Raw genomic sequence first — 21,406 nt, forward strand, 5'->3', positions numbered from 1 at the left:
TCTCTGACTCAGGATGATTACTGTCTTACTCCGCTGATCGTAGCTCCTGAAGCCGACCGCGTACGGGGCGAATCAGACCAGGTCTGAATTGGGGTACACCTCGGCGATGTCCGATTCCAACGGAACCGCTGGGGCACCTCGCGTCGTGTCCAGGTGCATCATCCGCAGATGCGTCACTCGCTCCCCCTTGCGCCCGGAGATCCGTGCCCACTCGTCAGGGTTCGTCGTATTGGGCAGGTCCTCGTGCTCGCTGAACTCTTCGGCGATGGCCTCTTCGAAGTGCTGGGGCTGGAGTCCGCGTTCGCCGGTTTCCAGCAGCGACTTGATCGCACTCTTCTTGGCCCGGTCCACGATGTTATGAATCATGGCACCGGAGGCGAAGTCTGCGAAGTGGAGTACTTCCTTCGCTCCGTCGGCATAGGTGACCTCGACGAACTCGTTCTCCGGTGACAGCGCATACATGCGGTCGACACAGAATGAGATCAGAGATGACACCGCCTCGGCGGGGGTTTCATGACCGGTCAGCACACTCGGGTGCAGAGGCAGTTCGGCGGTGAGGTACTTCTCGAAGATGTCACGTGCCGCATCAGCATCAGGACGTTCGATGCGGATCTTCACATCGAGACGACCGGGACGCAGAATTGCGGGGTCGATGAGGTCTTCGCGGTTCGAAGCGCCGATGACGATGACGTTGTCGAGCTGCTCGACGCCGTCGATCTCGGTCAGCAGCTGCGGCACGATGGTCGTCTCCACGTCCGAGGATTTGCCGGTACCGCGGGTGCGGAACAGAGATTCCATCTCATCGAAGAAGACGACGACGGGGAACCCTGCTGAGGCTTTCTCCCTCGCACGGGCGAAGATGAGGCGGAGCTGACGTTCGGTCTCGCCGACGTACTTGTCCAGCAGCTCCGGTCCCTTGATGTTGAGGAAGTAGGTTTTGCGGGACTGACCTGCGCCGGTCCGGTCGGCCAGGGAGTTGGCCACGGCTTTCGCGATCAGAGTCTTGCCGCAGCCGGGAGGGCCGTAGAGCAGGATGCCCTTCGGCGGTTTGAGTCCGTGTTCGGTGTAGAGCTGCGGATGTTCGAAGGGCAGCTCCACTGCGTCCTTGATCTGACCGATCTGATCGGCCAGCCCACCGATGTCGGAGTAGGTGATGTCGGGGACCTCTTCGAGCAGCAGCGAAGAGACCTCGGGCTTCTCGACGACCTGGAGCGCATAGTGCGTGCGGGTATCGACGACCACGGCGTCACCGACGCGCAGACCGGCATCGACGAGGTCCTCGCCGAGGATGAACACCTGCTCGTCATCGCCGGGTGCGCCGACGAGGATCCGGGTGTCGTCGACGAACTCGCGCACGTTGACGACCGAGCCGACCGGGGCGAAGGAACCGGTTCCGATGATGACGAGACCCTCGGAGAGAAGCACGTCGGTACCGGCACGCAGCTGTTTCGGCTCCACCTCGGGTCCGACGGCTACGCGCATGCGGCGGCCGCCGACGATGACGTCGGCGCTAAGCCCCGACTCTTCCACCGCGATGAGGGTGCCCCAGTTGTTGGGCGGCTCCGTCAGTCGACGGGCTTCTTCTTTGATCCTGTTCAGCTCGTCGCGAGCTGTGCGCAGGGTCTTCGACAGAGCTTCATTGCGTTTCCCGGCGCTGAAGAGCTGTTGGCGCAATGACGCTGTGTCCTCGCGCTGACGCTGTGCTTCGGGCGTGGTCTCGGTCATTGGTCCTCCTTCGACCCTGTGGTGTCCGACTCCTGTGTGTCCGACACTTCTGTGTTCGACTCTTGAGTGTTCGACTCTGAGGTCGGCAGTTCTTGATTCAAGCGTTTTCCCGCCTCGCGCATGACGCGGCGCAGCTTCTTTCCCTGCGCCACTCTGGCACCGACCGCTTCATCGGTGACTTCAGGCTTCGTCCAGGCATCAACGTCTTCAGTCGATGCCGGAGCGCCCTGAGGGCGTTTCTTCTTCTCCAACGGGGCCACTCCGGGAGCCATACGTCGAGACATGACAAGGAATCCGGTGTGGGCGATCATCCGGTGGTCGGGACGGACTGCGAGCCCATCGACGTGCCACCCTCTGACCATGGCCTCCATCGACTCGGGTTCGCTGAAGTTCTCCGTGGCGCGCAGGGCTTCGACGAAGCGGGAGAGCTGGGGAACGGTGGCGACGTATGCGATCACGACGCCGCCGGGTACCAGCGCCCGGCTGACGGCGTCCAACGTGTTCCATGGTGTGAGCATGTCGAGGACGACCCGGTCGACGCTGCCGGGGGCATGGGCCTGAGGCAGTTCGTCGGAGAGATCGCCTACGGTGACTGACCAGTTGTCCGGTCGACCGTTGAAGAAGTCTGCGATGTTGCCGGCCGCGATGGTAGCGAATTCCTCGCGGAGCTCGAAGGAATGCACGGTGCCGGTGGGGCCGACTGCCCGCAGCAGAGCCATGGACAGGGCCCCGGAGCCGACTCCGGCTTCGACGACGGTTGCACCGGGGAAGATATCACCGAGGGTGACGATCAGACCGGAATCCTTGGGATAGACGACCGCAGCCCCGCGAGGCATAGACAGAACGAAGTCCTCGTACCGCGGGCGGAAGACCTGGAAGTCGATTCCTCCTGTGTTCGACACGATGATTCCCTCGGTGCGACCGATGATGGCATCGTGTTCGATGAGTCCCTTATGCGTGTGGAACAGCTCCCCCGGAGCCAGCACAATCGTGTGCATTCGGCCCTTGGGGTCTGTGAGCTGAATCTTCTCGCCGGATTTCAGTGCCCGGTCGGGTTCGGTATGGCTTGCCTCAGTCATGATGCGTCCACTCTACGCTGATGAGAAGTGCCTCAGCACACCTGGTTCACGCTGCGAGAAGCTCGTCGAAGAATTCCTGCAGATCGATCACGCCGACAAGAGTATTCTCGTCCATGACCAGGCTGAACTGCGCTTTGGGCCGGTGGGTCAGTGACTCGAGCAGGTGCGGGGCGGTGATGTCCCTCGGGACTCCGATCCATCCGGCCAGAGGCCTGGCGACCTCGCCTGCCGGGACCTGGTCCAGTGACTCGGCGAGACGCCCAGCCGCTGCATGCCTGTCGACGAGACCGTAGGGCAGGCCCTTCTGGTCGAGGACGACGATAAGGGTGCGTTCCTTCGCGTTGCCCAATGTGTTCGCGTAGTCGAGAGTGTCGGCAAGATCTGCATCCCAGGTCGCGGCGATGGCCGGCTGGATGACCTGTGAGAGGTCGTAGGTCTCCATCTTCCGCGCCCGCTTCGCGTGAGTCGCGGCATCCCCGGCAGAGAACCAGAGCATGATGGCGATGAGGGACATCCAAGCGACCTGCAGCGGGTCGGGACGATCGCCTGCCAGCAGCGGGGTGATGACCGACCAGCCGATGAAGCCGACTGCGATGACGCGACCGACCCAGCTGGCGACGATAGTTCCCAGGTACTGCGAACCGGTCAATCGCCACATCAGGGCTTGCAGCGCCCACCCGCCGTCAAGCGGAATGCCCGGCAGCAGGTTGATGGCACCGAGTGCGACGTTGGCGAAGGTGACCGCAATGAGCAGGAGCCACGGCACCGAGGCTGGGGAGACTGCGCTCAGGCACCACCAGCCCAGCAACGCCAAAACGATGTTGACGATGGGACCGACGATGGAGATGACGAAGCTGGTGAGAGCGGCTTTGTCCCGCGGATTCTCGACCTGAGGTTCGAAACGGGTGAATCCACCCCAGATATTGAGCTCGATCGCGGCAACCTTGAGTCCATAGAACTGTCCGGCGACGCCGTGCGCCAGTTCGTGGAGGAAGACGGATCCGAATAGCAGCACCGCGTACGCGAACGCGACGAACCAGGCCCAGATGCCGAGATCGGGCCGAACCGTGTTCACCCAGGGAGCGAACAGGATCGTGATGACGATGGCGGCGAGGAACCATGACCATGCCAGGATCACCGGGGCGCCGAGAACTTTCCCCAGGCGTAAGCCCGAAGAGGCACCAGTCTGGTGATTTTTCACGGCCATCGAAGGAGTTCCTCTTGCTTGGGGTCGGGTGACTTCAGCCTAACAGCGACACGGTCATCGACGTGTTCTGACGCGTCGTGTCAGACCAAGTCGTTACAGTGGTGATATGGCCGAGCTGATCAGTCTGTCGCCCTCGCGGGCCAACGACTTCGTACAATGTCCCTTGAAATTTAGATTCCGCAGTATCGACAAGCTTCCGGAACCGCCTTCGCAGGCCGCCTTCCGAGGGACCGTCGTCCATTCTGTACTCGAGAAGCTCTTCGCCCTACCCGCTGCCCAGCGGACTCAGGATGTCGCCGAGTCACTGCTGCGTCCCAGCTGGGACGAACTCGTCGACAAAGACCCGGAAGTGCTCGCGATCTTCGACGAGGAGAGTGAGAAGGAGACATTCTTCACAACGGCCGGCAATCTGCTGCGCTCCTACTTCACGCTCGAATTCCCCGAGCACCTCGAACCGGATGAGACGGAGAAGTACGTCCGGACTCAACTCGACAATGGCCTGGAGCTGCGCGGCTTCATCGACCGCGTCGATGTCGCACCAGGTGGTGAGAAGCGTCTGGTCGATTACAAGACCGGCAAACAGCCCAAGCCCCAGTACGGGCGCGAGGCGAACTTCCAGATGGGCTTCTACGCCCTCGTCGAGTACCGCCTCACGGGTGAGCTCGTGCATACGCTCCAGCTCATGTACCTCGGCTCGCAGAGCATTCTGAAGTCACATCCCACGATGAGTGACATCGAACGCACTCAGTTCGAGATCGAATCGATTTGGAAAGACATCATCGCCTCCGCCGAGGCGGATCGTTGGCGTCCGAAGAAATCGCCCCTGTGCAACTGGTGCACCTTCAAACCGCTGTGTCCGGCCTGGGGCAACACTCCCCCGCCGACCCCCGAGATCACACGGATAGTCGGGACGTGAGTTCTCTCAGGTCAGCCACGGTTCGCCCTTCGAGGCTCGACCACAGGATCCGTCCGGGACGTTCCTCGAGCTGAACCAGGTGAGGAACGCCGATCGCAATCGTTCCCGCTGCCTCTGCGCTGGCAAGGCCGGGCTTCGAATCCTCGAGCGCCACGCAGGCTCTCGGTTCGAGGCCCAGCAGCGCCGCACCTTTGAGGTAGGGCTCGGGGTCAGGTTTTCCGGCGCTGACCTCGTCACCGGAGATGAGACCGACGAAGCTGTTCTCGGGACAGGCCGCAATGACCGCCTCGGCGAGTCGCCGGTAGGACATCGTGACCATCACGCACGGGATGCCGGCGGTAACGATCGCGTCGAGGAACTCGAGAGCTCCAGGGCGAAACGGCACTGATTCCTCGATCTTCGCCACAACCTCGTCGAGAAGTGTGTCGACGATGACAGCGGCAGGAAGGTCGAGTCCGGCATCCTGCATCATCGCGGCTGAGGTGAGAAGGTCGTTGCCCACGAACTCCAAACCCTGCTCTTCGCTCCAGGCAATGCCGTGCGCGTTCATCAGTTCGGTCTCGGCCCTGATCCAATACGGTTCCGTATCAACCAGTGTTCCGTCCATGTCCCAGAGGACTGCGGCAGGATTCTTCATGATTCCAGCGTAATCTTGAAGCATGACTTTTCTTCCATCAGGGTCCGGGGCACTCGTGTTCATTGCCTTCGAGGGACAGGACGCGGATGCCTCCGAAGCCGCCAGTTCACTGGTCAAGGATCTCATCGAGTCATGGGGACTCAACGACAGTGAGATTTTGGACACCGACGGTTTCTACGAATTCAGATTCTCAGAACCTGAGATCGTCCGAGACGAAACTGGTCGAGCCACGATTGCTTGGCCGGGAATCGAGGTCCATCGGGGGCAACGCCTGAGCACTCCGGTCACCATCATCCAGGGACACGAGCCGGGACTGAAATGGCGCGAGTTCCTCTCGCTCATCCTGTCCCAGATCAGCTCCGACGACAGTGTGGTCCTCCTCGGTGGTCTGCATGCTGAGGTCCCTCACACACGCCCGTTGCCGGTCGTAGCGAACACAGAGAATACGGCGCTGGCCGCGGATCTCAATATCGACGTCAACGGCTATGCGGGTCCGATCGGCATCCTCGGCCTCCTCGGCGTCGCATGCCACAGGCGAGGACTGCAGACGATCAACCTGTGGGTCGGAGTACCCGACTATCTCACCGATTCGCCTTCGCCAAAGGCCGAACTGGCCCTGGCCTCAGCGGTGGAGAAGCACACGGGACTCGAGATCGACATCCCCATCCTCGAAGAGGAGAGCCGAGCCTGGGAGCTTGGTGCCGATGAGCTGGTCGCGCTCAACCCACATCTCGTTGAGCTGCTCAAGGGACTCGAGGAGCTCAATGACTCAACGGAACTGCCCGAAGCCAGCGGCGATGCGATCGCCGCTGAGTTCGAGCGGTATCTGCGCAAGCGCGGCCGAGACAAATAGCCTCAGTCGGCGATCAGGACGTCAGTCGCTCAGGAACATAGGCGTCAGGCGTGAAGGTTGATGCCCAACAGGGCATCAACGGCGTCTGCGACCCGATCTCCGCACACCGGAGCTGTCTCGGCTGCGGCTGAGTCCGCGTAGTGTTCGGCCCATTCATCGAGGATGCCCAGGGCGCGCGGGCTGTCGAGGTCATCGGCCAGAGACTCACGCAGCAGACCGATGATGTGTCCGCGCAGTCCTTCCCGACATTCGGCCTCGCACATTGCTGCATGTTTCCAGGCCTGCAAGCGCGCCGAGGCGGTTTCGAGCAGGTCGTCAGTGAAGACCCAGTCGCTGCGGTAGTGGTTGGACAGGAGCACTGTGCGAATTACCATCGGGTCCACGCCCTGTTCGCGCAGCTTGGAGACCAAGACGAGGTTGCCCTTGGACTTGCTCATCTTCTCACCCTGGTAACCGACCATACCCGTGTGCATATAGGTCCGGGCAAAGGGAGTCTGCTTCCATGCCGCAGCGTGAGCCGCGCTCATTTCGTGGTGTGGGAACACCAGATCGCTGCCACCGCCCTGAACGTCGACCGGCAGTCCTGCATAGTTGTTGGCGATGACGGTGCATTCGATGTGCCAGCCGGGGCGGCCTGGCCCGAGCTTCCCGCCATCCCAGGACGGTTCGCCCTCGCGTGCGGCCTTCCACAGCAGTGGGTCGATCTCATTGTCCTTGCCCGGTGTCTCCGGATCACCGCCGCGTTCGGCGGAGAGTTTGGCCATCGTGGCCCGGTCATCGTGGCTGACGCTGCCGAAGGGCGGGTGGATCGGGGTTGAGACCCGGTAGTACACGTCGCCGTTGTCGAGGGTGTAGGCGGCTCGCGAGTCCACGAGGGCCTCCACCGCTTCGACGATTTGATCGACTGTCTCAACGACGCCGATATAGTCCTGCGGCGGAATCACGCGCAATGAGCTCATGTCCTCGCGGAACAGTTCGATCTGAGATTCGGCAAGCTCACGCCAATCCACGCCCGTGGCGTTGGCTCTCTCCAGCAGAGGGTCGTCGACATCGGTCGTGTTCTGCACATAGGTGACATCGAGCCCCGCATCTCGCCACACCCGATTGAGCAGGTCGAAGGCAACATAAGTTGCCGCGTGACCAAGATGGGTGGCGTCGTACGGGGTGATTCCACATACATAGAGACCGGCCGCCTGGTCACGCCCTTTGAGATTGCGTGGGCTCCGAGTGCCGGTGTCGAAGACTGTCGGCACCTTTCCGGAGCTGGTGAGGCGGGGTAGCTGAGGTTCGGACCATGACTTCACGCAGACCAGCCTAACCGAGTCATAGCAGAACGGCACCTCATGTCTCCGGCGGGTCTGTTCCCGGGCTGCACCCGCCGTGTGCTAGATCGGCGGCCAAGGTATGACGGTCCGGTCCTGGGGCGGGTCGGGGAAGGTACCGGCCTCTCCCAGTTCATCGGCCCGGGCACGCAGGCTCTCGATCTCTGCCTCGTCCAAACACTCATCCAATGCGGCTCGCAGGTCTGCAGGCATTCGGGCCACCTCGTCGAGAGCGTCAAGCTCTTCGACCCGGAATGAGAGGTGAGAGAAACCCCACAGCACGGTGCGGACCTTCTCTTCGGCGTGGAATGTCAGTCCGTTGTCGATGCCGAAGGTGCCGATGCTACTGGGGCCGGCGCCGGGCAGGTAGCTGCCGGTGATGATGTGGCCCGCCTTCCGGTCGGCGTTGTTCGCGAGGAGGTCGAAGAAGGCGATTGCCCGCAGGCCTTCCCTGGTGTCGTGAGACAGCACCAGATCTATGCCGTCCTCGGTGCGCAGCGCGAACATCGGGGTGTGATCGGCGGGAATGGCATCGACACCGGTCAGAGCCACAGCGTCATCGTCCCCGGAATCTTCGACATAGGCCTGTAAGGATCCAAGCCCCGCTCCCAGGTCACCACGGAGAACTGTCGGTGGAACCACGTTGAGGTCAAGGTGGGCGCTGAGCCTATAGGACGCGACCTCACGCAACGACAGAGTGTGCGTTGGAAAATCCGCAAGAGGTCGTTCTCCCGAAACAGGTTTGTACACGGCCTTGAGATGCGTGTCGGCGTGATCGACGACCACGAGGCGGGTGTCGTTGCTGGCCCGCGGGATCGCTCCCATGACGGTGCAGGAGCCCAGTTCCAGGGCCTCTTCGGTGAACGCTGAGTGCATCACATGCGCGCGATGCCGTTGGCACGGGGGCACAGGTGCCCTTCGGGCTCCAGCGGCAGCGAACAGAATGGGCAGTCGCCACGACCGGCGGAGACGACCTGGTCAGCTCTGCGAGCGAACTCGCGAGAGCCGGCAGCGTCGAGGACGATGCGAAGCACCTCCCGCTCGACTTCGTCGTCATCGGGCTCAGCGGAGGTGCCTGTCTGAGCATCCTCCTCGGTGAGTTCGAAGCATTCGACAACCAGCTCGTGGGCGACGGTGTCCCAGCCCAAGCTCATGGTCCCCACCCGGAATTCGGGTTCGATCGGAACGTTGAGCCCCGCGTTGTCGATGCGTTCGTCGATCGCAGACTGGGGCACTCGCGCCGCGGGGTCTTTGACCATGACCATGTCGAGGAGCTCGGTGATGCGATCAGAGAGGATCTCCACCTGCTCCTTCTCCACCACCACTGTGGTCAGCGCGGTTCCAGATTTCGCTTGGAGGAGGAACGTTCGCTCGCCGGGCAGACCGATCGTGCCGACAACGAATCGTTCTGGGGTGGGGTGGTCGTACAAAGCTGCCATACCTTCAGCCTAGTTCAAAGACTTACATGTCCGTCTTCACTGGGATACATTTGAGTCATGAGCACTGATCCTCGTGAGGCCCTGGACGCATTCCTCGAAGCAGTGGGTGAGCACTTCGCTGCATCCGCACACCGCAATGGAGACCAAGACCCCCGTGTCGAAGCCGCATACATGGCCCTGGCCGACGCCTTCGAAATCTACGAAGACGCGATCTACACCGCGTTTGACGAGGTCACTCCGTTCGAGCTCTTCGACGATGTCGAAGACGCCAAGGAAGACGACGACGACAACGAACTCGACGGTGACTTCACCGTCGACGAGGACGACGAAGACGACTGAGCCTCCTTCACGACTGCTGAATCACGTCCGCCGAGCCCTCAGGAGATCTGGTCGAGCACCTCGGCGATCTCGGGTTCGAGTTCGACTTCGCTGCTGATCACCTGAGCCAGCTGCTCACTAGTGCGGGCGGAGACCAAGGACGAGGCGACTCCCCGGTGTCTGTTGAACGCCAGTGCGATGTCCGTCGTCGTCACTCCCAGCGCGGCCGCCGCCTTGCGCACTCCCGCCAGCACACGTGTCGATCGTTCGTCGAGGTAGGCACCGACATAGTCGGTGAGTTCTCCCGCGGCAAAGCGTGAATCCTGTGGGGTTCCGCGCCGATATTTGTCGCTCAGCACTCCCCTGCCCAGGCCGGCCCCGGCGATGAGTCCCACACCTGCGTAGTTCGCGGCTGGCAGCAGGTCGTTCTCTGCCTCCCTGTTGAGCAGCGAGTATTCGGCGATGGCACAGGAGATGGGTACGCCTGCTCCACGCATCTCTGCCAGCTCCCAACCGGCATGGTGCGACACACCGACGTAGCGGATCTTGCCCAACATCAACAATGTATTGATCGCTGAGGCGGTCTCTGCCCGGTCCACATCGGCGTCGAAGACGTCGAGAATGAGCATGTCGATGTGGGAGCGTCCGGTGGCGCTCAACAGCGCATCCACCTGGTTGAGAATCCGAGCTCGCCCCAGACCCACCTCAATGTGGGATGACTCACTCATGGACACGCCCACGCGGGCAATCAACACGATCTGTTCAGGAAGTTTCAGCTGAGACAGCACCTGGGCCGCGTGCACCCCTGAGCTGGGAAGCTCTATGAGGTTCCCACCAGCACCGACGTATTCATCGACGAGTCGCTGTGCGACCGCTGCGTCGACCCGGTGTCCCCACTCAAATGTGCCGAGACCCACAGCGCTGACTTCAAGACCGGTGCTGGCGAGGCGTTGTTGCTTCATGATTGTTGAGGTTACCTGATTCGGCGACTACCGTGGTTTCGTTCCCACCCCACTTTCTCAAGGAGACGCATGTACGAATGGTTGGTCGCAGCTGTGCTGGGCATCGTTCAGGCACTGACAGAATTTCTGCCGATCTCATCCTCGGCGCACGTGCGCATCGTCGGTGAGTTCCTCTTGCCGGGTGACGATCCGGGCGCATTCTTCACCGCGATCATTCAGATCGGCACCGAAGCCGCCGTCGTCGTCTACTTCTGGCGCGACATCGTCTCCATCATCTCCAAATGGTTCAAGGCCCTGGCCGGCAAACACGATCGGAAGGACCCTGAAGTCCGTCTCGGCTGGCTGATCATCGTCGGTTCGATTCCGATCGTCATCCTCGGCCTGCTGTTTCAAGACGCCATTGAGGGTGCCCTGCGCAGCCTGTGGATCACCGCCACCATGCTCATCGTCTTCGGTCTCATCATCGGCCTCGCAGACTGGGTCGGAAAACGCGAACGCACACTTGAGGACATGACGTGGGGGCAGGGCATCATCTACGGCTTCGCTCAGGCCCTGGCCCTCATCCCCGGCGTCTCACGCTCCGGTGGCACCATTATGGCCGGGCGTTTCATGGGCTTCGACCGTCCTGCTGCCGCCCGCTACTCGTTCCTGCTCGCCATTCCTGCAGTCTTGGGATCGGGCTTCTACTCTGTCTTCCAGACGTTGGGCAGCGCGGACATGGTCATCGGCTGGGGACCGACGATCCTGGCCACCATCATCGCCTTCGGACTCGGTCTCCTCGTCATCCACTGGTTCCTCGGCTATGTGAAGACCAAATCGTTTGCGATCTTCGTCTGGTACCGCGTGGCCTTGGGCATCGTGCTCTACGTCCTGCTGGGCACCGGAGTCCTCGCAGCAACCTGATCGACGCTGGCTGACGCGGCTGGTTCTCGGCACTGCCGGGACCGGCCCGGTCTCAGCGCAGCCTGCCTCAGCGCAGGTTGCCACCGCCGGGAACGCCGCCCTCGGACAGTCCGGCTGCGGTGACCGACATCGCGGTCATCACCGGCCGCGGCCCCGAGAAGTCGATGACGGTGAACGAGCCCGGAGCAACGCTGAGGCGCTGGAAATCATCGAGCGGCATGGCCAGCGCATCGGCGATGATCGCCTTGATGATGTCGCCGTGGGAGACGAGCATCGCCCACCGGCTGACCGAGCCCGTATCGTCGCTCTTCTGCGTGCGCTGGCCCGCTTCCATGCGTTCTTCTGTGCGGAGCTCGTCGACTACGGTCCTCACGCGCGACACGGCACGGTCGGCCGCCTCGGCGATGGATTCCCCACCAGGGAAACGCGCCTGAGACGCCTCGTCGATGACGGTCTTCCACAGCTCTTCGCTGCCGAGGTCCTTCAGGCTGCGTCCGGTCCAGTCGCCATAGTCGAGTTCGATGAGGTCATCGACGGCGGCAGCGGAGTCGGCGGAAATCGCTGAGGCTGCGATCTGTGCGGTCTGTTCACATCGCAGCAGCGGCGAATGCAGCAGGCGCGCGAAATGCTGCTGCGGAAGCATCCGCAGGGTGTCGCGCAGGGCACTGACACCTTGGTCGGTCAGCGACACGCCGGGAGCGCGTCCGGCGAGGATCCCTGCCGTGTTCGCGCTGGAGACGCCGTGTCGGAGGAGAACGATGACGGGCATGCGATCAACACTAGCCCAGATCGTTTACAGTGGGCCTATGAAGCGTCAGCGTCCCAGCATGGCCTATGAGTTTCGCAAGGTCTCGTTCTCCAGAGAAACTCCGCGATCTATGAGTCTGCAGGAACTCAATGATGAGGCGGAGTACGGCAAATGGGAACTCGCCCGGACTCGAATCTCTGTTGGCGGCACCAAGACCGTCTGGCTGCGTCGGAAGATCATGCCCCTGACATTGAGCAGCTGACACCGACCCTGTGAAATCCCCTGCCGCACTTCTGCCTGTCCTCTTCGCCGGTCTCGTCACCATCGCGGCCGGCGGTGCCATGTCCCTCCAGGGCCGTGCCAACGGCCTGCTCGGTCCGATCCTGGGTCATTCTGTCTTCGCCGCGCTCGTTTCGTTCTTCATCGGTCTCATCCTCGTGGGCACGACCCTGCTGTGCTCCTCGCGCTCTCGGACCGGTGCCCTGACTCTGATCCGGATGGTCCGGACTCACGCGATGCCATGGTGGATGCTCCTCGGCGGGCTCAGCGGTGGTCTCGTCGTCATCGCTCAGGCGTCGACCGTGCCGATCATGGGCGTGGCGATGTTCACCATGGCATTCGTCTCCGGCCAGGTCACCGGTGGCCTCGCCGTCGACTCCACACGCCTACCACCGGGAGGCAGGCAGCGACTGACGGTCCTCCGAGTCTTCGGTGTCCTCATCGTCATCGCCGCCCTCGTCTACGGAGCCTCGGAGAGACTCAATCTGGGCGTCCCGCTCTGGGCGCTGCTGCTGCCCTTCGCCTCTGGTGCCCTGACCTCCGTCCAGCAGGCGTTCAATGGGCGGATCAAAGCCGCCACAGGCTCGGTCATCGTCGCCACCACTGTGAACTTCGCCGTCGGCTTCCTCGCCCTGCTCGCGGCTGCTGGGGTCATCATGGCATCCGGGGTGACCTGGACAGGATTTCCGACTGAGCCCACTCAGTGGTGGATGCTGCTCGGTGGGGCCTTCGGCGTCGTCTTCATCGGACTGACGGCGCTGACCGTGGCGAAGCTCGGCGTGCTGCTGCTCAGCCTGTTCTCCCTGTTCGGAAATCTACTCGGGGCGCTCCTGCTTGACCTCCTGCTGCCCATGCCCGGATCCCTGGTGAGCACCACGACGGTCATCAGCGCCGCCCTGGTGCTCCTCGGGATCGCGATTACGATTATGCCTTCATCAGGAAATCGCCCAGGACCCTCGCCCCGAACTTGAGAGCCGAGATCGGAACCCTCTCGTCGACGCCGTGGAACATGGCCGGAAAGTCGAGGTCTCCGGTCAGCTGCAGCGGTGCGAATCCGTAGCCGGTGATGCCCAGCTCAGCCATGGACTTGTTGTCAGTGCCGCCCGAGAGCGTGTACGGCAGCACCTTCGCGGTGGGATCGTCATCGAGCAGACTCTTCTGCATCTGCGCGACAAGTGGGGTGTCGAAGGGCGCCTCCAGGGCATCGCCCTCGTCATTGGCCTCGATGTCGATGCCTTCGCCCGCGAGTTCCTTGATCTTGAGCATCACGTCCTCGTGCTGACCCGGCAGGGTGCGGCAGTCGACGTATGCGGTGGCCGTTCCCGGGATGACGTTATGTTTGTAGCCGGCGTTGAGGAATGACGGATTCGAGGTGTTCTGCAGGGTCGGTGCCACGAACTTCTCAACCGACCCGAGTTCAGCCAGCAGCTCTCCGATCGTATCGGCCCGGAATTCGATGCCAGTGATCTCCGCGACTCCTTCGAGGAGCTGCCGGGTCGCGACTGGGATCTCCTGTGGCCAGGGATATTCGCCGATGCGGGCGATGGCGGCGGCCAGGCGCGTGACGGGGTTGTCGTCGTTGCGCTGGGAGCCATGGCCCGCGGTGCCGTGGGCGATGAGGTTGAGCCAGGCGAGGCCCTTCTCAGCGGTCTGAACGAGGTACACGCGCTGGCCACGGACGTCGACGGAATACCCGCCGACCTCGGAGATCGCCTCGGTGGCTCCGGCGAAGAGTTCTGGGTGGTTGCGCACCATGTAGCGGGCACCGTAGTTGCCGCCGGCCTCTTCATCGGCGAAGAAGGCGATGATGAGGTCTCGGCGCGGACTCAGACCCTGACGGAGCATGTCCCGGACCGCGGCGATGATCATCGCGTCCATATCCTTCATGTCAACGGCTCCGCGACCCCAGAGCAGCCCGTCCTTGATCACGCCGGCAAAGGGGTCGACGCTCCAGTCCTCGGCCGCTGCGGGAACCACGTCGGTGTGGCCGTGGACGACGAGCGCATCGGCTTCGGGATCGGTTCCCTTGATGCGAGCGACCAGGGAGGCCCGTCCCGGTGCGGATTCGATGATGGTCGACGTCAGCCCCACCTCGTCGAACCAGGAGGCGATGAGGTCCGCAGCCGGCCGTTCGGGGTTGACCTTGTTGCCGCCCCAGTTCTGGGTGTCGATGCGGATGAGCTGCTGGCACAGCGAAGTGACCTCGGCCTCGGCGGCGCTGAAATCGTACACGGTGTCTCCCGTCGGATAGGTGAGAAGATGCTGACGTGATCTACGTTATAGCAACTGTGTCGCCGCGACCTGCGATGTCCGAATTCAGGGGTGAATGAGAAATGGCCTCCGGATCAGATCCGGAGGCCATTTCCTCTGTTGTGCGCGAAGGGGGACTTGAACCCCCACGCCCGATAAGTTGGGCACTAGCACCTCAAGCTAGCGCGTCTACCAATTCCGCCACTCGCGCTGGCAACAGAGATTACTTTACACGCGACTTTCGGCCGTGCAAAATCAGATCGGCCGATTGTGACACACGGCACTTACAGAATTCTCTGTAGCTCCGCGCATCACCGCGCGCAGGCTCATTCGGCCAGCTCAGACACCTCGGAGAGGATGTGCGGTTTGCCGGACTTGAGGTCGAAGACGGCGAACTTCGCGGCCTCATGCCGACGCCCCTCGGTGATGGCGAAGCCAACGGTCGACGGCAGCAGCACAGGTTTCGCGAACGCCACATCCCAGCGATAGGCCTCGAGCCTCGTGTCGACCGCGGACAGGGAACGCGAGGCGCCGTACATACCGTGGGCGATGAGACGCGGGAAGCCGAAGCCCTTGGCCGCCAAGCCATTGAGGTGGATCGGGTTGTAATCTCCCGAAGCATGGGCATAGCGCTGGCCGATGATCGGATCGAGTCGCCACAGGGCAGTCGGGGTCGGAGCTGTGAACTCCTCCCGTTGCGGTTGCGGCTTCGCTTCAGCATTGGGCAGCTTCTTACCCTTGGCCAGGTAGGTCGTGGTCTCGCGCATGCGCAGGGAACCGTCAACCTTCGCCTCGACGATGACCTCGATCGTGGTCCCTGCCGAATGTTGGAACGGACCAGCCAGCTCCACATGGAAGTCGACACTGTCACCGACATACACGCGACCGAGTGTGTCAATCCTGTTGTGGATGTGGACCATGCCCATCATCGGCAGCGGCACCTCGGGATCGCTGAGCAGCTGCATGCTCAGCGGGAAGGCGAGGACGTGCAGGTAGCCCGGATGGACGATATTGCCCAACCCGGCTTCGATGACACCGGTGAAACCGGCGTAGGCAGCGGCCTCGATGGGCATGCTGCGGTCCAGTGCTCGGTTGGGAAGGTCAGGGCTTGTGCGTGTGCCCAACGGCAGAGCCTTGAGCACAGCCTTGGCGTAGAGCGGCAGCATTGAGTCCTTGGCCATCATGCACCGACCATGTTCTGGCCGCACACGCGCAGCGTCAGCCCGTTGATCCCTCGGGCTCCCGCCGAGGCGAGGAATCCGATGGTCTCGGCCACGTCGACCGGCTGTCCCCCCTGCTGGAGGCTGGAGAGCCTGCGGGCGACCTGCCGGGTCAGGGTCGGCATCTTGGCCGTCATATCGGTTTCGATGAACCCGGGAGCCACAGCATTGATCGTTCCTCCGCGTTTGGCGAAGTCCGACGCCGAGGCGGCGGTGAGTCCGACGACTCCGGCCTTCGAGGTCGCGTAGTTCGTCTGGCCGCGGTTGCCTGCGATGCCCGAGGTCGAGGCCAGTGAGACCACCTGTGCACCTTCGGCGAGCAGATCCTGAGCCTTCAAGTGAGCGTTGATCCTAGCCTGGGAGGCGATGTTGACGGCAATGACAGAGTCCCAGCGGGAGGCATCCATATTCGCCAGCATCTTGTCTCGGGTGATTCCCGCATTGTGGACGAGGATATCCACGGGACCACCGACCGCCTCGGCGATCTTCTCAGCCGCCGTGTCCGTGGTGATGTCGAGTTGGAGGGATCGACCGCCGACCTCATTCATCACCTCGGCTAGGGCCTGTCCGGCCTGCGGCATGTCGACGCCGATGAGGTCTGCGCCGTCACGGGCCAGGTTGCGCGCAATCGCCGCTCCGATCCCGCGGGCGGCACCGGTCACGACTGCGGTTCGTCCGGCCAGCGGGCCTGCCTCACCAGTGGACAGGAACTCCTTCATCCCGATCGGAGTGCCGGCCTGAGTGGAGACGGTGATGAACTGTCCCGAAACATAGGCTGATTTGCCTGAGAGCAGGAACCACAGCGCGGTGGCCACAGAGGGTGCCTGCATGTCGACGCCGTCGAGGAGTATGCCGTTAGCGGTTGCTCCTCGGCGCATCTCGTGAGCCATGGACCGTGTCAGGCCGGTGATTCCCTGAGCGGCTGCAGCGAGCTCGGGACCCTGCTGCGACGGGTTGGGGGACGGTGAAACTGTAATGACGCGACCGCAGCGGGCCAGTGAGCGCAGAGCCGTTCCGATCTCGAGCACTGTCTCCGACAAGTCGCCGGGCGCTGTGACTTCGTCGAAGACTGCGATGATCGCGCGCAGGGACTCCCCCGCGTTGGCATGGCGGCGCACTTCGAGGCCGTTGCCCAACAGCAGGTCGGCCAGCTTCTGTGCTTCCGGTCCGGACCCGAGGACGAGGACCGGTTTGCGGCGATAGTCAGCTGGGGTCGAGTCGAAACGGTGCAGTTCGACGGGCTGGGGCAGGCCGAGTGTCTTTGCGACCTGCTTCAGTGGGCCGTTGACCAAGCCCAGGTAGGTGTCTTTCATGCTGCCTCCACAATCGCTGTGAGTCCCTGGCCGCCTGCTGCGCAGATCGAGACCAGTGACCTCTTCTTGCCAGTGAGCTTGAGGTACTTCGCGGTGGAGGCGATGATGCGTCCACCGGTCGCTGCGAACGGGTGTCCGGCGGCGAGGCTTGACCCCAGTGGGTTCAGCTTGGCCCGATCGATGGAGCCAAGTGCTCCGTCGAGGCCGGCCTTCTCACGGCAGAACTTCTCTGATTCCCATGCCGCCAGGTGGCTGAGCACGGTCGACGCGAATGCCTCATGGATCTCAAAGGCATCGAAGTCTTCGAAGGTGAGGCCGTTGCGGGCTAGAAGGCGTGGGACTGCGTAGGCCGGAGCCATGAGCAGACCCTCGGCACCGTCGACGAAGTCGACCGCTGCTGCTTCGGCATCGACGAGGCGAGCCAGGGGTGTGAAGCCGTGTTCCGCCGCCCAATCTTCGCTGCCGAGCAGGACGGAGGACGCTCCGTCTGTCAGCGGAGTCGAGTTGCCGGCAGTCATCGATGCCGGAGTATTCAGGTTCTTGCCAAACACGGGCGACAGCTTAGCCAGGGATTCGGCGGAGGAATCCGCCCGCATGTTGGTGTCGCGGCTGACTCCAAGGTACGGGGTCGAGAGGTCATCGAAGAATCCCTCGTCCCAGGCACGGGCGAGATTGTGGTGAGAGGCCAGGGCTAGTGCGTCCTGCGCCTCGCGGGTGATCTTCCACTCGGCGGTGGTGATCGCCTGGTGCTCACCCATGCTCATGCCAGTACGTGGCTCACCCGTCGACGGAGCCTGAGGCGCCAGGTAGGCCGGACGGATCTGTGCGGCGATCTTCGCCCGCTGAGCAATGGTCTTGGCTCGCGTGAGTTCGAGCAGAATCTCACGCATCGAGTCGTTGATGACGATCGGCGCATCCGACGCGGAGTCCACGCCAGACGCGATGCCGGACTCGAGCTGACCGGCATTGATCTTGTTGTTGAGGCTGACCACGGTCTCGAGACCGGTGGCACAGGCCTGCCCGACGTCAAACGCGGGAGTTGTCGGCGACAGGGCGGAACCGAGAACCGCCTCACGAGTGAGGTTGAAATCCTTCGAATGTTTGAGGACTGCGCCGCCGGCGACTTCGCCGATGCTCTCACCGGCCAAGCCGAAGCGGGCCACGAGTCCGTCGAGGGCGCTCGTGAGCATATCGAGATTGCTCGCCTTGGAATATTGCTTGTTCGAACGAGCGAACGGAATACGGTTACCGCCAAGGATGACGGCACGCTGATTGGGAGTGGACATTTGCACCTCCGGTATGTGGATTTAACTGTTACCGACAGTACCTGATACCGTCTGTCACATGAAATCGCTCACAGATGGTCGGTCCACTCGGTGGCAGCAGCATCGCGACCTCAGGCGCCACGAGCTGCTGCGCGCCGTCCGGCACGTCGTTGATGAGCACGGAGACGAGCTGTCGATGGAGCAGATCTCCGAGCATTCGGGCACCACCAAGTCCGTGCTCTACAGATATTTCACGGATCGCGCTGGTCTGCAGGCGGCCATGGGCGAATGGGCGATGAATGTCATCTCCAAGTCACTCGATGACGCAACAGCAACCTCGGCACAGGACGCACTGACCAAAATGATCCGTGCGTTCGTCGCGCTCGCCGCAGAATCACCGAATATCTACCGATTCTGCGATACGGCAGTCAACCGCTTCGCACCGACGGAGACCGGCGGATTCTTCAATTCAATCGCCAGCCTCCTCGCCGATCGGCTTGTCCTTGAGGGTACTCAGGGACAGCTGTGGGCAGCAGGTGCAATCGGTTTCGTGCGTGCCGCGACCGAAAACTGGCTGGCCGATCCCAGCCGTCCCGATGAATTCGCCACCGCAATCAGTCAATGGCTCTGGGCCTCGTTGCCCGCAAAACTAGGAGTAGACGAATGAAGCTTTCCCTTGATCCACAGGCGATCAACGACGCCCTCGACGGCCGGTGGGCCGAGGCACGACGCCAGGGGCGCACCCTGGCGCTCGACGAGATCACTCATGAGGATCCTGCCGATGACCTTGAAACCACACGGGCAAAGACGCTGACCGGTGTGGGCATCATGGCCGACACCGGTCTGACCATGACGAGCCTGCCCACATCGCTGGGCGGTCTCAACCAGCACGCGACTAACGTCGCCGGCTTCGAGGAGACCGTCACTGCCTCCCCCAGCCTCCAGATCAAGGCCGGGGTCCAGTTCGGGCTCTTCGGCGGAGCGATCCTTCACCTGGGCAACTCCGAACAGCACCAGGCCTGGCTGCTGGATGCTCAGAAGGGCAAACTTCTGGGCTCATTCGCGATGACGGAGATCGGCCACGGATCCGATGTCGCCGCGGTCGGAACCACTGCGACGTATTCGGCTGAGGACGAGGAATTCGTCATCAACACGCCCTTCCGCGCCGCAACCAAGGAATACATCGGCAACGCAGCGCGTGATGCACGCGCTGCCGTGGTCTTCGCCCAGCTCATCACCGCTGGAGTCAACCATGGTGTGCACGCGTTCTTCGTCCCGATCCGTGATGAAGACGGTGAAGTGCTGCCGGGTATCACCATCGAAGACGACGCTTTCAAGGGCGGACTCAAAGGCGTCGACAACGGACGGATCATCTTCGACGAGATCCGCATTCCACGATTCAACCTCCTCGACCGCTATGGTGCGGTGACCGCCGATGGCACGTATTCCTCCCCCATCGACTCCCCGGGACGCCGCTTCTTCACGATGCTCGGCACCCTGGTCCAGGGACGTGTCTCCCTCGACGGCGCCGCCATCGTCGCATCGAAGCTGGCACTCGACATCGCCGTTCGCTACGGTCTCGAGCGCAAGCAGTTCACCTCGGTCGATGACATCAACGAGACCACACTCTTGGATTACCAGCAGCACCAGCGTCGCCTGATGCCGGCCATCGCCTCCGTCTACGCCTCGGCCTTCGCACACGAGAAGCTGCTCACCTCATTCGAAGAGGTGTTCTCCGGCGCCGATGAGAGCGATGAGAATCGCGCGCTGCTTGAGACTCGGGCCGCAGCGTTCAAGGCCGACACCACCTGGATGGCCCTCGACGTCATCCAGGAAAGCCGCGAAGCCTGCGGCGGTGCCGGGTTCATGGCCGAAAACCGTCTTGTGGGACTGCGCGCAGACCTCGACGTCTACGCCACGTTCGAAGGTGACAACACTGTGCTCCTGCAGCTGGCAGGCAAGCGCCTCCTCGGCGACTATGCCAAAGAACTCGCACATATCGATGTCGGTGGGGCCGCCCGCTTCATCGGCACCCAGGCCGCCGAGCACACGCTCTACCGAACCGGCATCGCCAATGCGGGCCTCGCGATCTCCGACGTCTTCACACTGAACCTGAACGAGAAGCGGATCCGTTCCGGGAAGCTGCAGCGTTCGCTGCTGGAGACCAGGCTCGAGGTCATGCTCTCGAACCTCGCCCAAGCACTGCGTCCTGCCGCTAAGATGTCGCAGGCCGATGCGGCTGGAGTCTTCAACGACAACCAGCACGAGTTCATCGAGATGGCGCGCGCCTACGTCGAGCTGGAGAAGTGGAAGGCCCTCGACGAAACGATGAGGGAACAGACAGACCCGGACCAGAGCAAGCTCTTCCGCCGTCTGCGCGATACTTACGGCCTGACTCTCATCGAGAAGCACGTCGGCTGGCATCTCATGTACGGTCGTCTCCCGATGTTGCGTGCCCGCCAGCTCAACGAGACGCTCAACCGTCTGTGTGCGAAGCTGTCCGCCAACGCCTTGGACCTCGTGGACGCCTTCGGCTACGGCGATGATCACCGCCGCGCAACGATCGCGACCGGCATCGAGGCCGAGCGTCAGACCGAAGCTGCCGACTACTTCCGTCACTCCCGTGCACAGGAGAACTACCCTGTGGAGGAGAAACAGCTGCGCAAGGCCGCGAAAGCTGCGCAGAAGGCGGCCAACAAGGGCGGACGTAAGGCGAAAGCCAGCAAATAACTGATAGCTAGATAGATCGCCCAGAAGATGCGGGAGGGGCCGTGCAGCTTGATTGCTGCACGGCCCCTCCCACGTTCGTCTCGTCTGTGATTGTCTCGTCTGTGACTGTCTGACTAGGGCGTGTCTCCTTTATTGACCATTCCAGGACTGGCACGGTGGAGACGTGACTACACAGCAACGACACCGAGTCTTCACTGATGAGCAGTGGGAGAAGATCGAACCACTTCTGCCCTCAAACGT

21 protein-coding genes and 1 tRNA gene are annotated in these 21,406 nt (G+C 62.5%); 8 read left to right on the forward strand and 14 right to left on the reverse strand.

What is annotated here, in order from left to right; all coding sequences use genetic code 11:
* Positions 1–72: 72 nt before the first annotated feature.
* The 3 genes from arc to BSP239C_RS16475 are packed head-to-tail and all read right to left on the reverse strand — an operon-like array spanning position 73 to position 4,011.
* Complete coding sequence (arc, locus tag BSP239C_RS16465) at positions 73–1,725, reverse strand: proteasome ATPase (RefSeq protein WP_101574446.1); 1,653 nt, start codon at positions 1,723–1,725, stop codon at positions 73–75.
* On the reverse strand, positions 1,722–2,804 hold the full coding sequence (locus BSP239C_RS16470) for a tRNA (adenine-N1)-methyltransferase (protein ID WP_257930255.1): 1,083 nt from the start codon (positions 2,802–2,804) through the stop codon (positions 1,722–1,724). The genes arc and BSP239C_RS16470 overlap by 4 nt, the downstream gene beginning before the upstream one ends.
* Before the next feature lie 46 nt (positions 2,805–2,850).
* On the reverse strand, positions 2,851–4,011 hold the full coding sequence (locus BSP239C_RS16475; protein ID WP_101574447.1) for a site-2 protease family protein: 1,161 nt from the start codon (positions 4,009–4,011) through the stop codon (positions 2,851–2,853).
* Between the two features lie 106 nt (positions 4,012–4,117).
* Between BSP239C_RS16475 and BSP239C_RS16480 the strand changes: the two genes are divergently transcribed.
* Positions 4,118–4,927, forward strand: coding sequence for a PD-(D/E)XK nuclease family protein (locus BSP239C_RS16480; RefSeq protein ID WP_101574448.1), 810 nt, complete (start codon positions 4,118–4,120; stop codon positions 4,925–4,927).
* Here the strand turns inward: BSP239C_RS16480 and BSP239C_RS16485 are convergent.
* Positions 4,905–5,564, reverse strand: a complete 660-nt coding sequence (locus BSP239C_RS16485; RefSeq protein ID WP_257930256.1) for an HAD family phosphatase — start codon at positions 5,562–5,564, stop codon at positions 4,905–4,907. The genes BSP239C_RS16480 and BSP239C_RS16485 overlap by 23 nt on opposite strands.
* Positions 5,565–5,586: 22 nt before the next feature.
* Here BSP239C_RS16485 and BSP239C_RS16490 point away from each other — a divergent pair, with 22 nt between their 5' ends.
* On the forward strand, positions 5,587–6,417 hold the full coding sequence (locus BSP239C_RS16490; protein ID WP_101574450.1) for a proteasome assembly chaperone family protein: 831 nt from the start codon (positions 5,587–5,589) through the stop codon (positions 6,415–6,417).
* Between the two features lie 44 nt (positions 6,418–6,461).
* On the opposite strand, the gene mshC is transcribed toward BSP239C_RS16490, so the two are convergent.
* The 3 genes from mshC to BSP239C_RS16505 form a co-directional block, all read right to left on the reverse strand.
* Positions 6,462–7,721 (reverse strand): cysteine--1-D-myo-inosityl 2-amino-2-deoxy-alpha-D-glucopyranoside ligase, encoded by a 1,260-nt coding sequence (mshC, locus tag BSP239C_RS16495; protein WP_101574451.1) that lies wholly within the window; start codon positions 7,719–7,721, stop codon positions 6,462–6,464.
* Positions 7,722–7,802: 81 nt separating this feature from the next.
* Positions 7,803–8,615 carry an SCO1664 family protein gene (locus BSP239C_RS16500; RefSeq protein ID WP_101574452.1) on the reverse strand — a complete coding sequence of 271 codons (813 nt, stop codon included), beginning with the start codon at positions 8,613–8,615 and terminating at the stop codon, positions 7,803–7,805.
* A complete protein-coding gene (locus tag BSP239C_RS16505; RefSeq protein WP_101574453.1) occupies positions 8,615–9,178 on the reverse strand; it encodes a DUF3090 domain-containing protein in 564 nt (187 codons plus the stop codon). The genes BSP239C_RS16500 and BSP239C_RS16505 overlap by 1 nt, the downstream gene beginning before the upstream one ends.
* A gap of 57 nt (positions 9,179–9,235) precedes the next feature.
* Here BSP239C_RS16505 and BSP239C_RS16510 point away from each other — a divergent pair, with 57 nt between their 5' ends.
* Positions 9,236–9,517, forward strand: coding sequence for a hypothetical protein (locus BSP239C_RS16510; protein WP_101574454.1), 282 nt, complete (start codon positions 9,236–9,238; stop codon positions 9,515–9,517).
* 38 nt (positions 9,518–9,555) lie between these two features.
* Here the strand turns inward: BSP239C_RS16510 and BSP239C_RS16515 are convergent, their stop codons facing one another.
* Entirely contained in the window at positions 9,556–10,458 is a 903-nt protein-coding gene (locus tag BSP239C_RS16515; RefSeq protein WP_101574455.1) for an aldo/keto reductase, read from the reverse strand.
* A gap of 69 nt (positions 10,459–10,527) precedes the next feature.
* Here BSP239C_RS16515 and BSP239C_RS16520 point away from each other — a divergent pair, with 69 nt between their 5' ends.
* Positions 10,528–11,361: an undecaprenyl-diphosphate phosphatase gene (locus BSP239C_RS16520; protein WP_101574456.1), complete on the forward strand. Its 834-nt coding sequence runs from the start codon at positions 10,528–10,530 to the stop codon at positions 11,359–11,361.
* Between the two features lie 67 nt (positions 11,362–11,428).
* Here the strand turns inward: BSP239C_RS16520 and BSP239C_RS16525 are convergent, their stop codons facing one another.
* Positions 11,429–12,130, reverse strand: coding sequence for a histidine phosphatase family protein (locus BSP239C_RS16525; RefSeq protein WP_101574457.1), 702 nt, complete (start codon positions 12,128–12,130; stop codon positions 11,429–11,431).
* A gap of 37 nt (positions 12,131–12,167) precedes the next feature.
* Here BSP239C_RS16525 and BSP239C_RS16530 point away from each other — a divergent pair, with 37 nt between their 5' ends.
* A complete protein-coding gene (locus BSP239C_RS16530) occupies positions 12,168–12,371 on the forward strand; it encodes a DUF5703 family protein (RefSeq protein ID WP_226830503.1) in 204 nt (67 codons plus the stop codon).
* A gap of 10 nt (positions 12,372–12,381) precedes the next feature.
* Complete coding sequence (locus BSP239C_RS16535; protein WP_101574459.1) at positions 12,382–13,359, forward strand: DMT family transporter; 978 nt, start codon at positions 12,382–12,384, stop codon at positions 13,357–13,359.
* Here the strand turns inward: BSP239C_RS16535 and BSP239C_RS16540 are convergent.
* The 5 genes from BSP239C_RS16540 to BSP239C_RS16560 all read right to left on the reverse strand — a co-directional run bounded on the left by BSP239C_RS16540 (position 13,313) and on the right by BSP239C_RS16560 (position 18,457).
* Positions 13,313–14,620: a M20/M25/M40 family metallo-hydrolase gene (locus BSP239C_RS16540; protein ID WP_101574460.1), complete on the reverse strand. Its 1,308-nt coding sequence runs from the start codon at positions 14,618–14,620 to the stop codon at positions 13,313–13,315. The genes BSP239C_RS16535 and BSP239C_RS16540 overlap by 47 nt on opposite strands.
* Before the next feature lie 141 nt (positions 14,621–14,761).
* A tRNA-Leu gene (locus BSP239C_RS16545) sits at positions 14,762–14,849 on the reverse strand.
* Between the two features lie 115 nt (positions 14,850–14,964).
* The gene (locus BSP239C_RS16550; protein ID WP_257930257.1) at positions 14,965–15,822 is read right to left on the reverse strand and encodes a MaoC family dehydratase; all 858 of its coding nucleotides are present in this window, start codon (positions 15,820–15,822) and stop codon (positions 14,965–14,967) included.
* A complete protein-coding gene (locus BSP239C_RS16555; RefSeq protein ID WP_101574461.1) occupies positions 15,819–17,171 on the reverse strand; it encodes a 3-oxoacyl-ACP reductase in 1,353 nt (450 codons plus the stop codon). Before BSP239C_RS16555 ends, BSP239C_RS16550 begins: the two co-directional genes overlap by 4 nt.
* Positions 17,168–18,457, reverse strand: coding sequence for an acetyl-CoA C-acetyltransferase (locus BSP239C_RS16560; RefSeq protein ID WP_101574462.1), 1,290 nt, complete (start codon positions 18,455–18,457; stop codon positions 17,168–17,170). Before BSP239C_RS16560 ends, BSP239C_RS16555 begins: the two co-directional genes overlap by 4 nt.
* 58 nt (positions 18,458–18,515) lie before the next feature.
* Here BSP239C_RS16560 and BSP239C_RS16565 point away from each other — a divergent pair, with 58 nt between their 5' ends.
* On the forward strand, positions 18,516–19,103 hold the full coding sequence (locus BSP239C_RS16565; RefSeq protein ID WP_101574463.1) for a TetR/AcrR family transcriptional regulator: 588 nt from the start codon (positions 18,516–18,518) through the stop codon (positions 19,101–19,103).
* The gene (locus BSP239C_RS16570; RefSeq protein ID WP_101574464.1) at positions 19,100–21,166 is read left to right on the forward strand and encodes an acyl-CoA dehydrogenase family protein; all 2,067 of its coding nucleotides are present in this window, start codon (positions 19,100–19,102) and stop codon (positions 21,164–21,166) included. Before BSP239C_RS16565 ends, BSP239C_RS16570 begins: the two co-directional genes overlap by 4 nt.
* Positions 21,167–21,406: the final 240 nt, after the last annotated feature.

The sequence above is a fragment of the Brevibacterium sp. 239c genome (genome assembly GCF_900169365.1).
In the GTDB taxonomy this organism is placed as follows: Bacteria; Actinomycetota; Actinomycetes; order Actinomycetales; family Brevibacteriaceae; genus Brevibacterium.